General features: G+C 71.2%; 17 protein-coding genes. 10 read left to right on the forward strand and 7 right to left on the reverse strand.

Going from position 1 to position 15,668, the window contains the following annotated elements:
* Position 1: 1 nt before the first annotated feature.
* The gene (locus FB559_RS00700) at positions 2-1,126 is read right to left on the reverse strand and encodes an epoxide hydrolase family protein (protein ID WP_141952142.1); all 1,125 of its coding nucleotides are present in this window, start codon (positions 1,124-1,126) and stop codon (positions 2-4) included.
* Positions 1,127-1,210: 84 nt separating this feature from the next.
* On the opposite strand from FB559_RS00700, the gene FB559_RS00705 reads away from it, so the two are divergent.
* From FB559_RS00705 to FB559_RS00725, 4 genes are all read left to right on the forward strand, one after another.
* Complete coding sequence (locus FB559_RS00705) at positions 1,211-1,744, forward strand: CGNR zinc finger domain-containing protein (RefSeq protein WP_141952144.1); 534 nt, start codon at positions 1,211-1,213, stop codon at positions 1,742-1,744.
* A gap of 558 nt (positions 1,745-2,302) precedes the next feature.
* A complete protein-coding gene (locus FB559_RS00715; RefSeq protein ID WP_141952146.1) occupies positions 2,303-3,379 on the forward strand; it encodes a hypothetical protein in 1,077 nt (358 codons plus the stop codon).
* A 115-nt stretch (positions 3,380-3,494) separates the two neighbouring features.
* Entirely contained in the window at positions 3,495-3,812 is a 318-nt protein-coding gene (locus FB559_RS00720; protein ID WP_141952148.1) for a hypothetical protein, read from the forward strand.
* A 5-nt stretch (positions 3,813-3,817) separates the two neighbouring features.
* Positions 3,818-4,405 carry a GNAT family N-acetyltransferase gene (locus tag FB559_RS00725; protein ID WP_246121280.1) on the forward strand — a complete coding sequence of 196 codons (588 nt, stop codon included), beginning with the start codon at positions 3,818-3,820 and terminating at the stop codon, positions 4,403-4,405.
* A 161-nt stretch (positions 4,406-4,566) separates the two neighbouring features.
* Here FB559_RS00725 and FB559_RS00730 read toward each other — a convergent pair whose 3' ends face one another.
* Together FB559_RS00730 and metF are read right to left on the reverse strand one after the other, a co-directional pair.
* Positions 4,567-6,141 carry an immunity 49 family protein gene (locus FB559_RS00730; protein ID WP_141952150.1) on the reverse strand — a complete coding sequence of 525 codons (1,575 nt, stop codon included), beginning with the start codon at positions 6,139-6,141 and terminating at the stop codon, positions 4,567-4,569.
* Positions 6,142-6,410: 269 nt separating this feature from the next.
* Positions 6,411-7,325, reverse strand: coding sequence for a methylenetetrahydrofolate reductase [NAD(P)H] (gene metF / locus FB559_RS00735; protein ID WP_141952152.1), 915 nt, complete (start codon positions 7,323-7,325; stop codon positions 6,411-6,413).
* A gap of 49 nt (positions 7,326-7,374) precedes the next feature.
* Here metF and FB559_RS00740 point away from each other — a divergent pair, with 49 nt between their 5' ends.
* Entirely contained in the window at positions 7,375-8,433 is a 1,059-nt protein-coding gene (locus tag FB559_RS00740; protein WP_246121281.1) for a polyprenyl synthetase family protein, read from the forward strand.
* A gap of 92 nt (positions 8,434-8,525) precedes the next feature.
* The gene (locus FB559_RS43550) at positions 8,526-8,720 is read left to right on the forward strand and encodes a hypothetical protein (protein ID WP_221639849.1); all 195 of its coding nucleotides are present in this window, start codon (positions 8,526-8,528) and stop codon (positions 8,718-8,720) included.
* 2 nt (positions 8,721-8,722) lie between these two features.
* Here the strand turns inward: FB559_RS43550 and FB559_RS43555 are convergent, their stop codons facing one another.
* The 4 genes from FB559_RS43555 to FB559_RS00755 all read right to left on the reverse strand — a co-directional run bounded on the left by FB559_RS43555 (position 8,723) and on the right by FB559_RS00755 (position 11,267).
* Entirely contained in the window at positions 8,723-8,887 is a 165-nt protein-coding gene (locus FB559_RS43555) for a hypothetical protein (protein WP_185792632.1), read from the reverse strand.
* 18 nt (positions 8,888-8,905) lie between these two features.
* Entirely contained in the window at positions 8,906-9,607 is a 702-nt protein-coding gene (gene thiE, locus FB559_RS00745; protein WP_141952156.1) for a thiamine phosphate synthase, read from the reverse strand.
* A gap of 39 nt (positions 9,608-9,646) precedes the next feature.
* Positions 9,647-10,024, reverse strand: a complete 378-nt coding sequence (locus FB559_RS00750; protein ID WP_246121282.1) for an Rv2175c family DNA-binding protein — start codon at positions 10,022-10,024, stop codon at positions 9,647-9,649.
* 67 nt (positions 10,025-10,091) lie between these two features.
* Complete coding sequence (locus FB559_RS00755; protein ID WP_141952158.1) at positions 10,092-11,267, reverse strand: NAD(P)/FAD-dependent oxidoreductase; 1,176 nt, start codon at positions 11,265-11,267, stop codon at positions 10,092-10,094.
* 166 nt (positions 11,268-11,433) lie between these two features.
* Here FB559_RS00755 and thiO point away from each other — a divergent pair, with 166 nt between their 5' ends.
* From thiO to pknB, 4 genes are all read left to right on the forward strand, one after another.
* The gene (gene thiO / locus FB559_RS00760) at positions 11,434-12,546 is read left to right on the forward strand and encodes a glycine oxidase ThiO (RefSeq protein WP_141952160.1); all 1,113 of its coding nucleotides are present in this window, start codon (positions 11,434-11,436) and stop codon (positions 12,544-12,546) included.
* Positions 12,547-12,555: 9 nt separating this feature from the next.
* Positions 12,556-12,756, forward strand: a complete 201-nt coding sequence (thiS, locus tag FB559_RS00765; protein WP_141952163.1) for a sulfur carrier protein ThiS — start codon at positions 12,556-12,558, stop codon at positions 12,754-12,756.
* Between the two features lie 2 nt (positions 12,757-12,758).
* On the forward strand, positions 12,759-13,535 hold the full coding sequence (locus tag FB559_RS00770) for a thiazole synthase (protein ID WP_141952165.1): 777 nt from the start codon (positions 12,759-12,761) through the stop codon (positions 13,533-13,535).
* Between the two features lie 80 nt (positions 13,536-13,615).
* On the forward strand, positions 13,616-15,586 hold the full coding sequence (gene pknB, locus FB559_RS00775) for a Stk1 family PASTA domain-containing Ser/Thr kinase (RefSeq protein ID WP_141952167.1): 1,971 nt from the start codon (positions 13,616-13,618) through the stop codon (positions 15,584-15,586).
* The last annotated feature ends 82 nt before the right edge of the window (positions 15,587-15,668 follow it).

The raw sequence follows: 15,668 nt of genomic DNA on the forward strand, positions 1-15,668 counted from the left end.
CTCAGTCGCGGTAGGGCCGGAACGCCGTACGGACCGCGTCGGTGAAGACCAGCGGTGACTCCTGCGCGAGGAAATGCCCGCCTTCTTCCACGGTCGCGATCCGGGTCAGCCGGGGGTACGCCTGTCGTAGCCAGGACTCGGGGGGCACCGGAAGTTCCGGCTCCCTCGTGACGAGGACCGACGCCGGGACGGAGACCACGTCATCGGCGCCCAGCGGCCCAGAGTCGACCGCGTACAGACGCACGGTGTTGCCGATCGCGCGGTTGGCCCAGTAGATCATCACGTTGGTGAGCAGGTCGTCGGCGGTGAGATTGTCGCGCGTGGCCGGATCGCTCCAGGTCAGGAACTTCTCCAGGATCCACGCTGCTAGCCCGATCGGCGAGTCGAGCAGCCCGTACGTGAGGATCTGCGGGCGCGTCGCCTGCACGTGGGCGTACGCGCCGCGCTCGCTCTCCCATCGGCGCTCGGCGGCCAGGTAGTCCTCGTCGGTGACGGCCCCGTGGGGCTTGAGCCAGTTCGCGGTCTGGATGGCCCGTACGGTGCCGGGGTGGCGCATGCCGAGGCGGTTGACCACGCCGCCGCCGATGTCATCGCCGTGCGCGACGTATCGGTCGTAGCCGAGCCGGTCGACCATCAGCCGGTCGAAGAGTCCGGCGATCATGACTCGGTCGAGGTGCCGATTCGCGCACTGCTCGGAGAACCCGTACCCGGGCATGGCCGGGATGACGACGTCGAAGGCGTCGTCCGGATCCCCGCCGTACGCCGCCGGGTCGGTCAGGTGACCGAGCACGCCGAGGTACTCCACGAACGAGCTGGGCCAGCCGTTCGCCAGGAGGAGGGGCAGCGGATTCGGGCCCTTGCCGCGAACGTGGATGAAGTGGATACCGATGTCGTCGATGGTCGTCCGGTAGTGCGGAGCCACCGCGTTGAGCCGGCGCTCCTGCGCCCGCCAGTCGTACCCGTCGCGCCAGTAGGCGACGAGGTCCTCGATGTCGGTGATCACCTTGACGCTCTCGCCACCGTCGAGGATCGGCGGTGACGGTATCCGGGTCCGCTCCAGGCGGGTGGCGAGGTCGTCGAGGACCTCGTCGGGGATCGCGATGCGGAAGGGCTCGATGAGGGACATGACAACCTTCCTGTTCGTTACGGTCTAGGACGCTATGCCTGTGACGGTTACGGGTCAAGTCATTAGAGGTGTAACGTCTCGGGCATGGGAGCCAGACCGTCCGCACCCGGTTCACTCGCGCTGGTGGAGGCGTTCCTGCGGACGCGGAACGAGGTCACGAAGGCCGCCGACCTGAACCTCTGGTGTGCGGCCCACCTTCTGCCAGGCGGGGTGAGCCCGCGCACGTACGACCGGGCACTGCGGCTGCGCGAGTCGCTCCGCTCGCTGATGCTCGCCAACAACGGCGGCCCGCCCGATCAGGCGGCCGCGGACATGGTCAACGCCGAGATCGCCGCATGCGGCCTGCACCCGGAGATCACCCCGGACGGCTCACACCTGCGCTGGCCGGCGGCGGGCGGGTCATCCGGCGACCGCCTCCTGGCGCCGCTGCTCACCGCCGTGATCACCGCGATGACCGACGGCACCTGGCCACGCATGAAGGCCTGCGCCGCCGACGACTGCCATTACGCGTTCTACGACCACACCCGAAACCGCTCAGCCCGCTGGTGCGACGTCGCCGGCTGCGGCGTCAACGCCCGCATGCGCGCCTACCGGCGCCGCCAATCCACCGAGCCCTGACCCGCGCGCCGTCCAGTCGCACCGGAAGCCGGGAACGGTGCCCATGGTCGGTCTCGGGCCGGTCGGTCTCGGGCCGGTCGGTCTCGGGCCGGTCGGTCTCGGGCCGGTCGGTCTCGGGCCGGTCGGTCTCGGGCCGGTCGGTCTCGGGCCGGTCGGTCTCGGGCCGGTCGGTCTCGGGCCGGTCGGTCTCGGGCCGGTCGGTCTCGGGCCGGTCGGTCTCGGGCCGGTCCGTCCCCGCCGGTCCGTCCCCGCCCGCCCTGGGGGCGCCAGCCCACTCCTATCCTTCCGACCTGCGGGTTTGCGGGGCAAGAGGTTCCGGGATGCTGTGGAAAACTCGCGCCGAGCCCAGGCCGGGGCGACCCGGCGCCTCGCGAGCTTCCGGCCCGCGGCGGCGGTGTTCTCGTGCGGCCGGGAGGCCAGGCGGTTTCGGTTAGCGGCTGCACCCCATGTGACGTGCGGTAGGACCGTAATTCGATGCGGATTCGGCCATGCAGACACGGGCGACGCAGGGTGGTACAACGGTCACCTGAGGCTCGAGCGCACTCTCCGGAGCGGCCCATGGCTGGACAGGAAAATCTGCGTGCCGCCGCCGCGCGCGACAAGGATTTCGTCGGCCTGGACATCGACGCGATGGCGCAGCTCATCCATCAGATGGGTGGCGCCTCCAATGCCATCTCCGCGTGGTTGCGTACCAACGGGACACTGCCCCCCAGCGTGCCGCGTACCGGGCTCCGTCAGGCCGCGGCCGTGCACACCTGGGTCAGCGGGCAGTCCGGGATGCTGACCAGGCGCCGCAACTACGCCATCACCCACCTCAGCAAGGGCGGCCATCCGATGCCGCACGTCAGCGCGGGCGGGTTCGGCGGGGGGCGGCACCGTACGACGGCGGTGGGGGCTGGGCGGCATACCGGCAACTTCGCGGACGTTCACGCGGCGTTGAAGGCCGGGGCCGCCGACGCGTCGGCCATTCGCACGGCGGGCGAGGCGCACCATCCCGTTCCGGCCGCGGTCTGGAAGCGACTGGCCGCCAACGCCGACGACCCCGACTACGCACATGGGATGTACGACCGGCTCGGGCCGGCCGGCACCGCGCGGCTGATCAAGGCGGCGCTGGCGGACAAGGCGCACCTGAAGACGGTCGAGACCTCGCTGGGCGTCGCCAGCCACCACATGACGATGAACGAGAAGTGGCTGCGCGAAATGCTCGACGAGGCACGCCGCGCCGGCGTACGCGACGATGCCGTGCACGTCCTGGCCCAGGCCGGCCTCGGCCATCGTGCACGGGTCGCGCTCGGCCACCTCGGCCTGACCGAGATGGTCGGCGCACACCCGGAGCCGCCCCGATCCGGCGGCGCGGAGACTCCCCCGCCTCAGCACCTGATCCCGGCACCGCGGCCGCCGCACGAGGCGATGATCACGCCCGCGGCGGACGACCCCCACGCCGCCGTCGAGCTGTACTCCCGCCATCCCGAGACCCTTCACCGGGCGCTGGAGGGCTGGCCGCGTTCCGAGGCACTCGCCCGCCTGGTCACCCACGCCACCACCGCCCACGACGCCGACCCGGCCGCCGTACGGGCGAACGCCGAACGCCTCGCCGGCTTCCATGCCACCCGCCCATCCGGAACCCCGGCGTGAACCCCGGCCCGACCGCTCCCGGCGAGCCGCGTTCCGACGCGCCGCCAGCGGGCGACGGCGAGAGATGGAGACCCGCCGGGGATCACCAGGCCGCGGGCGACGAGAAGACCCGCGTATGAGCACCTACCCGCCCTCGCCGGGCACGTTGCGGTCACCCTCCGACCCGCCACCCGCCGGCGATACCCAGCGTCCCAATCCCGAATACGCCGACCTCTACCAGGCCTATCAGCGAGCGTTCGAGAGCGCCCACACGCTGGAGAAGGCGCTCGACCCTCCCGTACGCACCGCCGGTGACGCCTGGGTCGGGCCCGCCGCTCGCGGCTGGCAGAACGATCTGGAGACACAGCGTGGCGAGCTGAAGAAGGCGGCGACGCAGATTCTGTGGGACATTTACGGCGCACTCTCGAAGGTTCCGCCGTTCATTCCCAAGTGAGGCACGTGAGACCAGCATTCAGGGCACGCCGTGAGGCCGCGCCGCAGATTCGTGAGATCGACCGCCGCGGGTTCCTGCGACGTCTCGACGTACTCCTGGCCACGTACGAGGCGGCCATGCTCCCCCCGCCAGAGCAGATGCCCGGCCGGCACATGATCATGGAGCGGCACGCCGGCCATCCCGCGTTCCGTGCGTTCGTCGCGGAGCGTGGGCGGACCGTCGTGGGTTTCGGTTATGGGTTCCACGGCGAGGCCGGGCAGTGGTGGCACGATGTCGTACGCGGCCAGCTCGGCAAGACCGGTGGGGATGCGCACGCCCGGCACTGGCTGGACGACACCTGGGAGGTGGCCGAGCTGCACGTGCACCCGTCCGCGCAGGGGCGAGGGCTCGGCCGTGGGCTGATCACCTCACTGTGCGCCGACCGGCCCGAGCGTACGGTCGTGCTGTCCACGCTCGACGCGCAGACCCCGGCCCGCAAGCTCTACGGCTCCCTGGGTCTGACCGACCTGATAACCGGCTTCCGGTTCCCCGGCGGCGGCCCCCTCTACGCCGTGATGGGCGCCGAGCTGCCGCTGAGCTCCAAGCGCGAGTAGACCTCGCTCGTCGCCGTCGACTTGTTGAACGTGAACCGCGTCCGCCACCTGCGGCGCCCGGCGCCCGCTAGCCGCTGCCACGAGCAGTTGCCATTGGTCGTTGCCGGTCACCCCTGGCCTGGTCGCAGCCGGCACCGGCGTCTCGGCGAGCGGGCCGGTCTTCAGCGTGGGCTGAGTCCTTCGATCACCGCGCGCGGCAGGTAGCCGGACTCGACCCGCACCGGGATGCCTCGGTCGTGGGCGAGGCAGGCCAGTCCGAGCGCGTCGAAGGAGAGCTGCCCGTCCGGGTCGTCGATGCGGTCGCCCGCGCTGTAGTAGTCGCGGTAGAGGCCGAGAGCGTCGGCGAGGACGGCGTTGAAGCCGTCCGCGTCGTCATCGGCGATGCGCTCCAGCAGCCGGGCGCGGGGGTCGCGCAGGCACTCCCAGTGCTCGTCGCCGGAGGTCTTGGCCAGCGCCTTCCGCAGATGCGGACGCGGGTCCTGTCCGCGCAGGACGGCGTGGCACGCGTGCGCGTAGGAGTTCGTGTCCGGAATCGTGGAGTGAAGGTCGCCGGCGTTGAACGCGGCCAGGATCGCGATGTCCGCCTGCCTGCGGGACGTCCATGCCAGCGCGGCGGCCCGCGCGTAGGTCCAGTCGGAGGCGTCGCTGTTCGGCCCGGACGCGGGCAGTTCCGCGGTGCGTCCGCCCAGCGTGACGGCGATCGCAGTGCCGCGCGGGGCCGAAGCCAGCCGGAACGCCGACGCGAACGACTCGCTCGCCAGGACCAGCCCGTCGGTGTACACGGCGCTCTCGGCGCGCGGGTCCAGCACGGAGCGGAACGACAGCGCCATCATCATGTGCTCCCCGGGATCGGCCATCGCCGAGAACCGGTACTGGATGAGCACTTCCGGGTCGAACGCGAACTCCACCTTCCGTTCGGAACGCTTGCCGGCGTTCTCCAGCCAGCGGGCGGCGCGGTCGCCGTCGAAGCCGGGGCGGGCGATCGCGCCGTCCGCGCTCGGCTTCTTGGGCCCAGCGCGCGTGAACAGCCGCTCGGGAAGGTAGCCGGACTCGACCTCAATCGGCAGCTCGGTCTCGTGCGCGAGCGTGGCCATGGCCAGCGGTCCCCAGGCGATCAGGTCACGCGGGTACCTCCCGGCCCGCTCGCGGTGCTGCTCCAGCGTCGCGGCCAGAGCGGCGTTGAACGCGACGGCGTCGCCTTGGGCGATCGCGCGCAGCATCCGGCCCTCGGGGGAGTCCGGGTAGGTCTCGGCGGGCTGTTTCGCCCAGAAGGCGCGAAGGCCTTGAAGGTCGTCGTCCTCGGGCAGGGACTGGACCAGCGGGTAGAGGCCGAGCAGGACGTCGTCCTTCCCGACGGCGAGCGCCACCTGGTAGGCCCAGACCCAGTCGTGCACACTCAGGCTCTCGTCCCGCTCCTGCAGGAAGCCGAACCCGACGCCCAGGTAGTCGACGAAGGCGCGGACCTCCCCGCCGGCCGGGACGGTCCGGGCGCGCGCATAGTCCCGGTACAGCGACGCGGCCGAGGTCAGCGCGAGCCAGGTCTCCCGGGTCTCGACGCGCGGGTCGATCTCGACGGTGCGCGCCGCCGCGTAGTCCAGCAGCATGTCGGCGAGCATCTCGATGCCGAACGGGCCGCCGTTCTCGGCGAGCTTGGCGTCCCGGCCCAGCCGCTCGGGGACGGCCGCCAGGGCAAACGCGAGGGACTCTTCGGAAATGCTGTGACGATCAACGCGCATGGGGCGTGATCGTAGCGACCGTCAGCAGTCCCGGCAGAAAAGGCATCAAGAAGCCCTCCGCTCGCCGGGTAGCGATCCGGATACCGGTCGAATCACTTTCGGGCAGTACACGGAAAAATGGATCTCCGCCCAAACCACCGACGTAACGTCATGGACGACCACGGTTCGGCGTCAGACGGCCCAGGACTCGCAGGGAAGGTTCGGGCCGACGGTTCGCATGACCGCCGGCCCAGCCATCGCATGTGCCCGACTGGTGGCCTGAACAGCGCTTACGGCACCAACAGGTCGCGACGGCTCCCGCTGATCTCCAGACGCGAGTAGACCTCGCTCGTCGCCGTCGACTTGTTGAACGTGATGAAGTGGATCCCCGGCACGCCCTCGGCGAGCAGCCGGCGGCACAGCTGCACGGCCTGGTCGATGCCGAGGCGGCGTACGGCCTCCGGGTCGTCGCCGACGGCCTCGAACCGCTCCGCCAGCTCCCGCGGGAACGGCGCCCCGGACAGCTGCTCCGAGCGTTCGATCGTGCTCAGCTGGGTGACCGGCATGATGCCCGGAATGATCGGTACGTCGCAGCCCAGGGCGGCGACGCGGTCGCGCAGCGTCAGGTAGTCCTCGGCGCGGAAGAACATCTGCGTGATCGCGTAGTCGGCTCCGGCCTCGCATTTGCGCACGAAGTAACGCGTGTCGCTCTCGATGTCCGGAGAACGCGGGTGTTTGTACGGGAACGCCGCCACCCCGACACTGAAGTCACCCGAGGACTTGATCAGCCGCACGACGTCCTCGGCGTACTCGACACCGGAGGGATGGCGCACCCACTCCCCCATCGGGTCGCCGGGCGGGTCACCGCGCAGGGCCAGCAGATCGCTGACGCCCGCCGCCGCGAACCTGCCGATGAGCTGGCGCAGCTCGGCGATCGAGTGGTTGACGGCGGTGAAGTGCGCGACGGGTGTGAGCGTCGTGTCGGTGGCGATCCGCTCGACGATGTCGATGGTGTGATCACGGTTGCCACCGCCGGCGCCGTACGTCACGGACACGAAGGTCGGCTGCAGCACCTCGAGGCGCCTGATCGCCTGCCAGAGGTTGCGCGCCCCCTGCTCGGTCTTGGGAGGGAAGAACTCGAACGAGAACGTCGTCTTTCCGGCGGCGAGGACTTCTCGGATGGTTCGGGGGCGAGCGGCAGTCATGACCAACAGCGTAACGGGCCGGTACGGGCGGACCACTAGTCTCAGGTTCGTGGTCGCAAGTCGAATACGCAAAGAGGTCGACGAGGCGCTGTACGCCTTCGTCGACCGCCAGCGCCCCCTGCTCGACGCCGTCTCCGGTGATCTGGCGCCGATGCTGGCCGCCCTCGACTCACTGCTCTCCGGCGGCAAACGGCTCCGTCCGGAGTTCTGCTACTGGGGCTGGCGTGGCTCAGGAGGCGAAGATCGCCCGGAGCTCTTCACCGCCGCGGCCTCGCTGGAGCTGCTGCAGGCCGGTGCGCTGATCCACGACGACGTCATGGACGGCAGCGACACGCGTCGCGGCCAGCCCGCGGCGCACCGGAGGTTCGAGGGGCTGCACGCCGAGTCCGGCTGGCGCGGATCCGCGGAGGCGTTCGGCGCCGGCGCGGCCATCCTGCTCGGCGATGTGTGCCTGACCTGGTGCGACGAGATGTTCCAGGGCAGCGGACTGCCTGATGAGGCGTTGCGGCGCGGCCGGCCGATCTTCGACCTGATGCGCACCGAGGTGATGTGCGGTCAGTATCTCGACATGCGCGGCCAGGCGCGGGGTCCCCTGGCGGGCCACGCGATGGTCGAGGAGGCCCTGCGGATCGTGCGCTTCAAGAGCGCGAAGTACACCATCGAGCGGCCGCTGCAGCTCGGTGCCGCGCTGGCCGGATCGGAGTCCGTGGCGGAGCTCTCGGCGTACGGGATGCCGCTCGGCATCGCGTTCCAGCTGCGCGATGACGTCCTCGGCGTCTTCGGCGACCCGGCGCAGACCGGCAAGCCGGCAGGCGATGACCTGCGCGAGGGCAAGCGGACGGTGCTCGTCGCGCTGACCCTGGAGCGGGCGACGACGGCGCAGGCGCAGACCGTGGAGACCCTGCTGGGCGACCCGGCGCTCGACCTCGACGGGGTCGAGACGCTCCGCTCGATCATCGTGGCGACCGGCGCGCTGGACGCCTGCGAGAAGATGATCGACGGGTACACCGCGGACGCCGAGGCGGCACTGGCGGCCGCGCCCCTCGGCGCCGAGGGCCGCGAGGCGCTCTCGGGACTCACCGTCGTCGCGACGGCACGCACTGTTTGAGCCGAAGGCGGGCAATGTGACCGGCATGAGCGTTCGCCGGACATAACGATCATGCCGGGTTAAGAATGAGGCATGACCGACCGAACGTCAGCATGAGCACCGGCACCAGCATGAGACTGGACACCGGAGAGCAGAAGCACGTCACCGAGCGCGAGACCGCAGGTGTACGCACGCGTCCGGCCGCCCGCGCGCCTCGCTTGCGACGTAACCGCCGGCTGGTCCTCGCGCTGGCGTTGGTGATCCTGGCGGGGTTCCTGCTCGGCCTGGGCCTGCCGATCCACCAGTAGCGTCACCAGTGGGGCGGGCGTTCCTCCAGAAGCCGGGCGTCCTCGTCCACCTGGCGCCACTCGCCCCATCCGGTGTCGGAGTCGTCCCGCGTCTGATCCGGCAGCACGTCCAGCTCGTCGTCGTCGGAGAGCTCGACGGGGCGCTCGTCGTCAGGATTGCCGATCATGGACACCATTGTCGCGCATCAGGGTGTGTCTCCCGGGTGAACCGCGGGTGAAAATCGCTCGTGGCGCAGTCTCCGCGCGAAACCCGCCGCCGCCTCGCGCGGATCCTCGGCCTCGGTGATCGCGCGTACGACCACGACCCGGCTCGCCCCGGCGGCCAGCACCTGGTCGAGGTTGTCCAGGCCGATGCCGCCGATCGCGAACCACGGCCGTGCGACCTTGCGGCCGGCCACGTACGAGAGCAGGCCGAGCCCCGGAGCCGGACGGCCGGGCTTGGTCGGCGTCGGCCAGGTCGGACCGGTGGCGAAGTAGTCGACGCCGGGCTCGACCGCGGCGGCGGCCGCCTGCTCCTCCGAATGCGTTGACCGGCCGATGAGGATGTCCTCACCGACGATCGCGCGTGCCTTCCGTACCGGCAGGTCGTCCTGGCCCAGGTGCAGCACGTCGGCGCGTACGGCATGCGCGATGTCCGCGCGGTCGTTGACCGCGAGGAGCGCGCCGTACCGGTCGCACACGGCGCGGAAGACGGCGAGGTGCTCCAGCTCCTGGCGGGCCTCCAGGCCCTTCTGCCGGAGCTGGACGATGTCCACGCCGCCGCCCAGCGCCGCGTCGAGGAAGTCCTCCAGGTCGCCCTGGGCCTCACGCGCGTCGGTGCACAGGTAGAGACGTGCCCGGCCGAGCTTGGCCCGGAGGGCGACCGCCCGGTCAGTGGGAAGACGCAAGCCGGAATCCTCTCCCCTGCCGGGCGGGACCGCCCGACCTCAAAGGGCGAGCGCCTGCGCGCGCCTGTTGATCTCCTTGACCCGGTGCTCGGCGAGAGCCTGCACCGGCGTCCCGGGCAGCGAGTCATCGGCGGTGAAGAGCCACCTCAGCGCCTCGGCCCGGCCGAAGCCGGCGTCCGCGAGCACGGTCAGCGTGCCCTGCAGGCCCTTCAGGGGCTGGCCCTCCTGGACGAACGCGGCGGGAACACTCAGCCCGCCCTCGCGCTGGACACCCAGCAGCTTGTGGTCCCGGAGGAGTTGCTTGACGCGCTTGAGATCCAAGCCGAGGCTCTCGGCCGTCTCAGGCAGGGTGAGCCACTCGCCCACCAGTGCGTCGGTCTGTCGGTCGATCTCGATTTCGGCAACGGTGTGCGTCACGCATGCCTGCTTACCATCTTGTGCCCCATCTGAAACCTCATTTGTGGTCTCGACTCTGCCGGGTCGGTTAAGAGCCCGCGCGTACGGCCGCCTTGACGGCGACGGCCGGATCGGCGATCCGCGCGCCGTCGACGAAGGCGCCGGACGCGATGGCCCGCCGCCCTTGCAGCAGGTCACGCGGTCGATTGACGGTCAGGATACCGACCAGGCGGTCCCCGGCGAGCCAGCACACCGCCCATCCCCCGGACTCGGGATCGCCACGCCAGACCATCGCGTCGGCGATCGGGTGGTGGCCTGCGTACTGGACCATCCGCCCGAACTGCTCGGACCAGAAGTACGGCACGGCGTCGTAGGCACGTTCGCCGCCGAGGAGGTTGGCCGCGGCGACGTCGGGGGCGTTCAGGGCGGTGTCCCAGTGTTCGACGCGCAGCCGCCGGCCGAACCGCGGTGACCACCACGCCGCGCAGTCACCGACCGCGTACACGCCGGGCCGTGTCGTACGCAGCCGCTCGTCGGCGACGACGCCGTTCTCCAGCGCGAGCCCGGACCCCTCCAGCCAGGCGGTCTCGGGCCGTACGCCGACGGCGGTCAGCACCACGTCGGCCTCGATCGAGCCTCCGCCGGCGAGCTCGAGGCCGCCGGGCCGGACCGAGGCGACCTTGAGGCCGTGGCGCAGCTCGACCCCCGCCTCGGCGTACCAGGCGGCGGTCCGCGAGCCGACCTCGGCGCCGATGGCGCCGGCGAGCGGCGCGTCGGCCGCCTCGACCACGGTCACCCGGCACCCGGCCGCGGTGGCCGCCGTCGCCACCTCGGCGCCGATCCAGCCCGCGCCGATGATGACCAGCCGGGCGCCCGTGCGCAGGCCGGCGCGGAGCGTACGGGCGTCGTCGATGGAGCGCAGGACGTGCTGGGGCCCGTCGCCCGGGAGGCGTATCGGGCTCGCGCCGGTCGCGATGACCAGTCCGTCGAACCCGAGCGGCCCCTCTGTCGTCTCCAGGTCCTCGCCCAGCCCGGTCGCGCTGCGGCCGAGCAGCAGCTCGCAGCCCAGTGCCTCCCAGTCGGCGGCGACCGTCGTGTCCCCCGTCTCACCCCTGAGCACGGCCTTGGACAGCGGCGGGCGGTCATAGGGCGGGTACGGCTCGCCCGCGACGAGCGTGAGGCCGCCCGTGTGACCTTGGGCGCGAAGCGCCTCGGCGGTCCGCAGCCCGGCCAGGCCGCCCCCTACGATGATCACGCGCTCCATGCACGCGACCTTAGGCGACACGCGAGGACGTAGGCTAGGAGACCGAAGCGCGGGAGTCCGGCATACCGGGCTGAGAGGGCGGCAGATGGGCCGCCGACCGCAAGAGCCCGGCATATCGCCGGGCTCTGGACCTGATCCGGATCATGCCGGCGAAGGGAGCGCCAGAGTGGACGACGTGGTCATCGTCGGTGGCGGTGTGATCGGGCTCGCGACGGCCTGGCGGTCACTCGGACGCGGTCTTCGCGTCACGGTCGCCGATCCCGAGCCCGCGACCAAGGCCTCCCACGTCGCCGCCGGGATGCTCACGCCGGTCAGCGAGCTCTCCTACGGCGAGGAGGCGCTGCTCCATCTGGGCCTCGCCTCACGGGACCGGTACTCCTCGTTCGTGGCGGAGCTGGAAGAGGTCTCCGGGCAGCGGACCGGCTACCGCGACGACGGCACTCTGAAGGTCGCCCTCGACGCCGACGACCTCGCCGTGGTCGACAAGCTGCGCAGATTCCAAGAATCACTCGGGATCCCCGCCGAGGCCCTCACCGGCCGTGAGTGCCGGCGGCTGGAGCCGATGCTCGCCCCGTCCGTACGCGGCGGGCTGCTCGCGCCCGCCGACGGCTCCATCGACCCGCGGCGCCTGACGGCCGCGCTGCTGACGGCCGTCGAGCGGCTGGGCGGCACCCTCGTACGCGAGCGCGTCACGGAGGTGCTGACCGGGGACGGGCGCGCCACCGGCGTACGTCTCGAGAACGGCGGGGAGATCCACGCCGACCAGGTCGTCCTCGCCGCGGGGCCCTGGACCCAGGACGTCAAGGGCGTACCCCCGGGGCTGCTGCCGCCCGTACGCCCGGTCAAGGGCCAGGTCGTACGGCTGCGGAGCGCCACACCGATCCTGGGCCGGTCCATCCGCGGTCTCGTACGCGGCTCGTCGGTGTACCTCGTCCCCCGTACCGACGGGGAGCTCGTCCTCGGTGCCACGCAGGAGGAGATGGGCTTCGACACGACGGTCACGGCGGGCGGCCTGTGGGAGCTGCTGCGCGACGCCCGCGAGCTGGTGCCGGGCATCACCGAGCTGGAGTTCACCGAGGTCACTGCCGGGCTGCGGCCCGGATCCCCGGACAACGCGCCGATCATGGGCGCGACGGCGATGCCGGGGCTGCTGCTCGCCACCGGGCACTTCCGCAACGGCGTGCTCTACACCCCGGTGACCGGCGACGCCATGGCCGAGCTGCTGGCGACCGGCGAGATGCCCGAGGTGGCTCGGCCGTTCTCACCCGGCCGGTTCTGAGAGGAGAGTATGAAGATCACCGTTAACGGCGCCGAGCACGAGGCCGAGGACGGCTCCTCGGTCGCGGGCGTCGTGGCCTCCGTGACCGTGCGGCCGGCCGGCGTGGCCGTCGCCCTGAACGACCAGGTCGTGCCGCGTGCCGACTGGAAGACCACGATCGTGCGGGAGGCGGACCGCATCGAGGTGCTGACCGCCGTACAGGGAGGTTGAGCATGCCTGATCCGCTCGTCATCGCCGGAGAGACGTTCGGCTCCCGGCTGATCATGGGGACCGGTGGCGCGCCGAGCATGAGCGTGCTCGAGGAGGCGCTGACCGCGTCCGGCACCGAGCTGACCACGGTCGCGATGCGGCGTGTCGACGCGGGCGCCCGCGGCTCCGTGCTCGACGTGCTCGTACGCTGCGGCATCCGGGTGCTGCCGAACACCGCCGGGTGCTTCACCGCCGGCGAGGCGGTGCTGACGGCCAAGCTCGCACGCGACGCGCTGAACACCAACTGGGTCAAGCTCGAGGTGATCGCGGACGAGCGGACGCTGCTGCCCGACCCGATCGAGCTGGCCGACGCGGCCGAGCAGCTCGTCGACGACGGCTTCGTCGTCCTGCCGTACACCAACGACGACCCGGTGCTCGCCCGACGGCTCGAGCAGACCGGCTGCGCGGCCGTGATGCCGCTCGGCTCCCCCATCGGGTCCGGGCTCGGCATCCGCAACCCGCACAACATCGAGCTGATCGTCGAGAGCGCCGGGGTGCCGGTCATCCTCGACGCGGGCGTGGGCACGGCCAGCGACGCCGCGCTCGCGATGGAGCTGGGCTGCGACGCCGTACTGCTCGCCACCGCGGTGACGCGGGCGCAGTCACCCGCCCTGATGGCCTCAGCGATGCGTCACGCTGTCGAGGCGGGCCGGATGGCACGGCTGGCGGGGCGGATACCCAAGCGGCGGTACGCGCAATCCTCGTCGCCCTGGGAGGGGCTCAGCGCGTCAGGCGGTTGATCTCGATCAGATCAAGGATCCATGCTTTCCCGTGGGCTGGCGGGGGCTTGGAGGTTTGAACCCGAATACACTCCCTCCTGATGGATACGACGGTTGCGGACCCACTAGTCGGGCAGGTGCTCGACGGGCGCTACCGCGTCCAAGCGCGGATCGCCCAGGGCGGCATGGCCACGGTCTATGTCGGCCATGACACGAAGCTTGAGCGCACGGTGGCGCTCAAGGTCATGCACGCGAACCTCGTGGGAGACGCGGAGTTCGTCCGACGCTTCATCGCCGAGGCCAAGCACGCCGCGGCCCTGTCGCACCCCAGCGTGGTCGCGGTCTATGACCAGGGCACCGACAAGGGCTACGTGTTCCTCGCGATGGAGTACGTCCCCGGACGCACGCTGCGCGCCCTGCTGACCGAACGCGGCCGGCTCGGGCCACGTCAGGCGCTGGAGATCATGCAGCCGGTGCTCGCGGCGCTCGCGGCCGCGCACCGCGCCGGGATGGTCCACCGCGACGTGAAGCCCGAAAACGTGCTCCTCAACGCCGACGGGCGCATCAAGGTGGCCGACTTCGGCCTCGCACGTACGGAGTCGGCGAGCAAGCAGACCAAGACGGGCATGCTCATCGGCACCGTCGGCTACCTCGCTCCCGAACAGGTCCTCTCGGGCGACGCGGACAGCCGCAGCGACGTGTACTCCGCGGGCATCATGCTGTTCGAGCTGCTGACCGGACGCCAGCCCCACCAGGGCGGCACGCCGCTGTCCGTCGCGTACAAGCACGTGAACGAGGTCGTGCCGCTGCCCTCCAGCGTGATCCCGGGGCTGCCGCCCCAGATCGACGCGCTCGTGGCCAGCGCGACCAACCGCGACCCCGCCCGCCGTCCCTCCGACGCGGTGCACTTCCACACGGCCGCCGGCGAGGTCTACCGGACCCTGCCGCGCGACATCGACGAGACGCTCGCGGACGTCACGCCGGTCACGGCCACCAACCCGACCACCCCCGCGCTGGCGGCCGCGTCCACGCCCGACAGCGCGACGCACACGTTCAACGCGGGCTCCGGGACCCAGATGCTGGGCCCGCACACGATGGCGATCGGGCACGGCGACCACCCTTCGCCGCCACCGCCTCCCGCGGGCCTGAAGGACCGCCTGCTGAGACCGCCGGGCCTGTACGGGGTGATCGCGGCCGCGGTCGTGGTCATCCTCCTGCTCGGCGGGCTGGTCTACACCGTGACGGTCGGCAACACCGAGCACGTGCCCAAGCTCGTCGGCCTGTCCGAGGAGGACGCGCGGGTCCAGGCCGCCAAGGTCGGGCTCAAGGTCAAACGCGGCGACTCGCGGTACGACGACAACGTCCCGAAGGACAAGGTCGCCGAAGTACAGCCCAAGGTCGGCACGGAGGTCAAGAAAGGCTCCCTGCTCACGCTGGTGTTCTCCAAGGGCAAGAAGCCCGTAGACGTACCCGACGTGCACGGCATCCCGCTCGACCAGGCCAAGCAGCGGCTGAAGAGCGCCGGCCTGCAGGCCGGCGACGAGGTGCAGCAGGAAAGCACCACGGTCCCGCGCGGCTACGTGATCAAGACCAAGCCCGCCGCCGGGCAGACCCAGAGCCCGGACGAACCGGTCACGCTGGTCGTGAGCAGCGGCATCAAGATGCCGAACCTCGTCAACATGCGCCGCGACCAGGCCAACGCCGCCCTGACCAAGCTGGGCCTGAACGTCCAGTGGCAGGAGCAGGACCCGGCCCCGAACCAGCCCGAGAACACCGTGATCGCGCAGAACCCGCCGCCGGGTCAGCAGGTCAACAGCGGCTCCCCGGTCCAGCTGACGGTCACCAAGGGCCAGTGCCAGTGGTGGAACCCGTTCTGCAAGGACAACGACGGCGGACAGGGCGCGGTCCCGCAGGTCGTCGGCCAGCCGATCCCGCAGGCCAGGCAGCTGCTGCGGCAGAACGGCTTCCAGGTGAACGTGAGCGGCGGCCACGGCCGCGACATCGTCACCGGCCAGAACCCCCCGCCCGGCACCCCGCAGCCGCACGGCGCCACGATCACGATCTGGCACTAGCTGTACTGACCACGGAGGTTGGTGACGGCGACACGGGGCCGATGATCTTGTGCTGGGTGAGGGCCTTCTGGCTCGGTGTGGA

The organism is Actinoallomurus bryophytorum, from assembly GCF_006716425.1.
GTDB classification, from domain to species: domain Bacteria; phylum Actinomycetota; class Actinomycetes; order Streptosporangiales; family Streptosporangiaceae; genus Actinoallomurus; species Actinoallomurus bryophytorum.